Source organism: Legionella tunisiensis (genome assembly GCF_000308315.1).
Taxonomy (GTDB): domain Bacteria; phylum Pseudomonadota; class Gammaproteobacteria; order Legionellales; family Legionellaceae; genus Tatlockia; species Tatlockia tunisiensis.
Window position 1 is genome coordinate 1 of sequence record NZ_CALJ01000069.1, and the last position, 4,450, is coordinate 4,450.

Consider the following 4,450-nt stretch of genomic DNA (forward strand, 5'->3'; position numbering starts at 1 on the left):
TGGAAGATTTACAAGGATTTGAATTGTATCGATTATTGGAAATAATAAAGCCTGCTTGATTGTGTTAACAACAAAGCAGGCTTTGAGTTAAAGGTAAATTTAAAAGACTACAGCTCTGATTTTAATTTTCATCAATAGCGAAAGTAGTCGTTTTTCTTGCTCCGATAAGATTCGGTAATCGCAGATCCTTGAGACGCTCATGTAATTTTGTAAACATGATGGGGAAGACACCATTACCAGTAACATTTGCTGTTGTACCAAAAGGATCACAGATCAAATAAATTGCTGTAATTAAGCCAACCATATCACTGGAAAACCCAAGATGAGCTTCTAAAATAGGGGTAACGACGATGATGACCCCGCCTGGGACTGCTGCAACAGCATATTTGGCCAATGCTGTATAAAAGGCAAAAATAATAAAGGTATGTACTGATGGCAGGGGTAAACCAAAGGTTATGATAGTTGCCAGGGCCAAAATAGGGACGCCAATAGCACTACCGATAGTATGGATGTTAATAATGGCTGGAACGAGCATCTTCGCCTTTTCAGCATCATTAAGATTTTTTCCGTTGATATTAGTAACACGGGCATTGAAGCCGCACTCGAAATGGTACTTAAACCAGTTAAACTCGCTGGCAATACATTTTTTAAGTAGAAAAAGAATTTTTTAAGTGAAAAATTACTGGCGGCAAGGTACCAGAAGGTGAGATATAGCCATTGAGTGGCAATAATTAATATTAAGATTGGGCCGTATAATTTTAATGATGTTTGTAAAACTTGTTCATATTCAAGCTTGAACAAGAAACCTAAAATAAAAAAGGTAACAAAGGAATAAACAGTTTTTTAGAAAACCATTGGCTGCTTTATTTAAATTGGTACCTATTTTTTTGCTATTGGATTAGGGCGTAAAGAAAAGAAAATACCTGTAAAAAAGCCAATTAATAACGCAATATCATTAGAAATGAGCTTTGTTAAGTGAAATTGCCAAGCTGGCAGTAATTGGGGCATTGAGTCGATGTGGGATGCATTGAAATGAAAGAGATTTAGCCCAATATAGCCAGAAGTATAACCAAACATTAATGCAGTAAAATTAGACGCAAAAACGCAAACAATAAGTAAAAATACGAAAAATACGGCGCCTTTTTGTAAATTTCCCAGGCATGAGAAGACAAAACTAAAAATAATAAAAGGCATGAAAAATTCAAGTACGGCCTTCATGCTCAGGCTAAATGCATAACTAATAGACTTAATTTGGACAGGTATGTATTGACCCAAAAGTAGCGGAACTAAAAATATAGCCAAAAGAATGAGTGGTAGTTTAAATTTTTAAAATCTAGATGCATGTTATTCCTTTAATTAAAAATTAAAAATATTGCAACGGTAAAAACTACATGGGCAAGCGTATCTCGTCAATTATAATTAGTAATTAATTGTATTCAGTGTTGATATTAGATACGGTAACCATCAATTTGAAGCAATTTGACTTACCTTTATACCTTTTTTACTCACCTTACCAGGGGTGATTGGGCTATTAGTAGTTTTATAATTGAGCATAATGGCAATTATTTTTTAATTCTTACAAGTAGAATTGGTCAATAACGGGGAGGAATTGCTCATTTTAAGGATAGAAATCCTTCTCTTTCTTTATTGCGGTGGGTACAAATATTTATTTTTTATTCTAACGTAGTGTTCAGCAGAATATTCTAAATTAGTTAATTCCTCGTTTGTTAAAAGTCTCACTGCGCGAGCTGGATTACCCAGATATAAATAACCACTTTGGAGACGTTTTCCCGGGGGCACAAGGCTGCCTGCAGCCACCATAACATGGTGTTCAATATGAACCTTATCCAGAATCAACACGCCCATACCTATCAGGCAATAATCGTCTATCGTACAAGCATGTAACACTGCTTTATGGCCAATAGTGATACCTTTGCCAAGAATGAGTGGTTGGCCGCCTGGGGTGAACGGACCATCATGAGAGACATGTAAAATGGCTGCATCTTGAATATTGCACGCTTCACCTATCCTAATGTAGTTCACATCGCCTCGAATGACGGCCATAGGCCATACTGACACATCATTAGCAAGTGTTACATCGCCTATTACAGCAGCTTGGGGATCAATATAAACCCTTTCACCGGCAAGAGGTGATCTATTTTCATAAGAACGAATAGTCATTTTTATACCATAGTTACTAGTTCTTCCGAACTAGTCGGATGAATAGCGACAGTATCGTCAAAATCGCGTTTGGTTGCGCCCATTTTAACAGCAACGCCAAATCCTTGCAGCATTTCATCAACGCCATAACCAATCATATGAAGACCAATAATTTTTCATTTTTCCCTGAGTGACCAGTTTCATAGCTGTTGGGGTTTTTATTTCACTTAACGCGTCACACATAGGATTAAATCGGGTTTGATAAATTTTAATATCTTCTTTACCGAATTTGGCTGTTGCTTCCTCTTCACTTAAACCTACGCTGCCAACTGGTGGATGACTAAAGATTACTGAGCAGATATTCTCATAATTTAGATGTGCTTTTTTCTGCCCACCAAAGAGGCGATCGGAGAGGCGACGGCCAGCAGCGATAGCAACGGGTGTTAAGGCGGGTGCAGCCGTTACGTCACCAATGGCATAAATACCGGGAATGGATGTATTTTGATAGCAATCAACATTGATAAGACCGCGGTTATCTCTATCCATACCGAGAGCTTCCAGATTTAACCCAAAGGTGCGTGGCGACCTGCCAACAGCAGCAATCACGGTATCCAGATCGGAAATCAAAGAGCCACTATGGCATTTGATCGCTTTACGCCCATCTTTTTGCAGGGTAATACTTTGGGCATGATGATTGAGGTGGACCTTGATGTTTTGTTGTTTCATAATTTCTAGTAAGGTATCACCTAACATAGCGTCAAATCGAGTCAGAGGGCGTTCTCCACGTATAAGCAAATGTGTATCAGCGCCGAGGCTGTGCAGCAAGCCCGCCAATTCTACACCAATATAACCACTGCCAATGACAGCCACTTTATTTGGTCTGGAGGCCAGCGAAAAAAGCCGTCTGAATCGATAGCATATTCAATTCCTTCCAAATCATTGGGAAGTATAGGTTGGCCGCCAGTAGCGATTATAATATGATCTGCCTGATAGGTTTTTCCGCAAACATCAATCGTGTTAGCGTTAACGAAAACCCCTTTGCCGTGTAAATAGGTCATATTATATTCGTTGAAGCGTTTGGCGTAATTTTCTCGCAATCTCTCAATGTAGGCATTGCGTTTGCTGACCAGTGTTTGCCAATCCAATTTTATATTTACAGGATGAAAACCATAGTCAGGTGATTTTCTTAATGTTTCTGCCACCATGGATGCATTGAACATGACTTTTTTAGGGACACAACCGAGATTAACACAGGTGCCACCCAGATGATTTTCCTCAACTACGGCAACTTTAGCGCCGTGGCGAGCAGCACGCACTGCACTGGCAATACCCCCCGCTTCCACCACCTAAAACCAGTAGATCAAATTTCATGCTTGCACCTAATCATTCTTATTTCTCTTGAATGTATCACTGAATCTACTCTGGTAAAACCATATTTATCTTTAAAACTTGACTTCATTGGTAAGCTGAAATCTTTCGTGGCTATAGGCAAACATTTATTCGACTGTTTGTTTTTATTAAAGATATTTCTGATTCTCTTCGAGATTAGCATGAAATACCATGCTCCTTTCATTATACTAATTCAAAGAGTGTAAAAAATTAAATTATGGTATGAAAATAAAATTTCTCTTCATAGCCTTATTAATCTTAATGATTGCAAACTGTGGGCAACAAGAAAAACGCAGTTATCAAGGCTATGTTGAAGGGGAAAATGTCTATCTTGCTTCTCCCAACTCAGGGACCTTGATGCGATTGTATGTTCACCGTGGCGATCAGGTTAAGAAAGGACAATTATTATTTTCGCTGGATGAAGATCCGCAGGTACTAGTGGTCAAACAAAATGAAGCGGATTTATTAGAAGCCCAAAAATTATTGAATGATTTAATACAGCCAAGACGTTCACCTGAAATTGCCGCAATCCAGGCTCAAATTGAACAAACAGATGCGCAACTGAAGCTGGCAGAAATTCGTGTACAACGCACTCAGCAACTCTACGCAAAACAAGCTATTGATAAAGACTCTGTTGATGAAGCGGTCGCCTTATATAAAGAACAAAAACAACTTAAAGCACAATATGAATCTAACTTGCAATTGGCAAAACTTGGTAGCCGCGATGAGCAAATCAATGCACAACAAGCCCAAGTTATTTCGTTAACCGCAAAACTTGCAGAAGCTAAATGGCAATTGGAGCAAAAACCGTCTATGACGCCAAATGATGGCTATATTTTGATACTTATTACCGGGAGGAGAGTTTGTAGGTAGTCAGCAAGCCACGTAATAACTTCGATAG

General features: G+C 38.7%; 4 protein-coding genes and 2 pseudogenes. 1 reads left to right on the plus strand and 5 read right to left on the minus strand.

Going from position 1 to position 4,450, the window contains the following annotated elements; genetic code table 11:
• Nucleotides 1–121: 121 nt before the first annotated feature.
• The 5 genes and pseudogenes from BN58_RS32925 to gorA form a co-directional block, all read right to left on the minus strand.
• On the minus strand, nt 122–535 hold the full coding sequence (locus BN58_RS32925) for a cation:dicarboxylate symporter family transporter (protein WP_083852117.1): 414 nt from the start codon (nt 533–535) through the stop codon (nt 122–124).
• Nucleotides 454–828, minus strand: a pseudogene (locus BN58_RS37535) (cation:dicarboxylate symporter family transporter); the annotation flags it as partial. The pseudogene BN58_RS37535 and the gene BN58_RS32925, both read right to left, overlap by 82 nt.
• Before the next feature lie 51 nt (nt 829–879).
• Complete coding sequence (locus BN58_RS05440; RefSeq protein WP_026069278.1) at nt 880–1,218, minus strand: hypothetical protein; 339 nt, start codon at nt 1,216–1,218, stop codon at nt 880–882.
• Nucleotides 1,219–1,644: 426 nt separating this feature from the next.
• Nucleotides 1,645–2,181, minus strand: coding sequence for a gamma carbonic anhydrase family protein (locus BN58_RS05445; RefSeq protein WP_019215978.1), 537 nt, complete (start codon nt 2,179–2,181; stop codon nt 1,645–1,647).
• 2 nt (nt 2,182–2,183) lie between these two features.
• Nucleotides 2,184–3,531 (minus strand): annotated as a pseudogene (gorA, locus tag BN58_RS22380) (glutathione-disulfide reductase).
• Between the two features lie 240 nt (nt 3,532–3,771).
• Between gorA and BN58_RS22390 the strand changes: the two are divergent.
• A complete protein-coding gene (locus BN58_RS22390) occupies nt 3,772–4,422 on the plus strand; it encodes an HlyD family secretion protein (RefSeq protein ID WP_019215980.1) in 651 nt (216 codons plus the stop codon).
• Nucleotides 4,423–4,450: the final 28 nt, after the last annotated feature.